Source organism: Methylopila jiangsuensis (assembly GCF_027922305.1).
GTDB lineage: Bacteria > Pseudomonadota > Alphaproteobacteria > Rhizobiales > Methylopilaceae > Methylopila > Methylopila jiangsuensis.
Genome location: NZ_BSFK01000012.1, coordinates 1 through 767 on the forward strand (window position 1 = coordinate 1; position 767 = coordinate 767).

Annotated in this window: 1 protein-coding gene; it reads left to right on the forward strand. The window is 66.8% G+C overall.

From position 1 onward, the window contains the following. A partial coding sequence (locus PKE85_RS12060; protein ID WP_271205008.1) for an elongation factor Tu occupies positions 1 to 767 on the forward strand: 767 nt, incomplete at both ends.

Genomic DNA, 767 nt, shown 5'->3' on the forward strand with positions numbered 1-767 from the left:
GTGGAGTACGAGACGGCGAACCGTCACTACGCGCATGTGGACTGCCCCGGCCACGCGGACTACGTGAAAAACATGATCACGGGCGCGGCGCAGATGGACGGCGCGATCCTTGTGGTTTCGGCGGCGGACGGCCCGATGCCGCAGACCCGCGAGCACATCCTTCTGGCGCGCCAGGTGGGCGTTCCGGCGCTGGTGGTGTTCCTGAACAAGTGCGACATGGTCGACGATCCGGAACTGCTCGAGCTGGTGGAGCTCGAGGTGCGCGAGCTTCTGTCGAAGTACGACTTCCCCGGCGACGACATTCCGATCATCAAGGGCTCGGCGCTTGCGGCGCTCGAGAACTCGTCGAAGGAGCTCGGCCACGACGCGATCCTGAAGCTGATGGAGGCGGTGGACGCCTACATTCCGCAGCCGGAGCGCCCGGTGGACCAGCCGTTCCTGATGCCGGTCGAGGACGTGTTCTCGATCTCGGGCCGCGGCACGGTGGTGACCGGCCGCGTTGAGCGCGGCATCGTGAAGGTGGGCGAGGAAGTCGAGATCGTGGGCATCCGTCCGACGGTCAAGACGACGGTGACCGGCGTGGAGATGTTCCGCAAGCTGCTGGACCAGGGCCAGGCGGGCGACAACATCGGCGCGCTGCTGCGCGGCACGAAGCGCGAGGACGTTGAGCGCGGCCAGGTGCTGTGCAAGCCGGGCTCGGTGAAGCCGCACACGAAGTTCAAGGCCGAGGCCTACATCCTGACGAAGGAAGAGGGCGGCCGCCACAC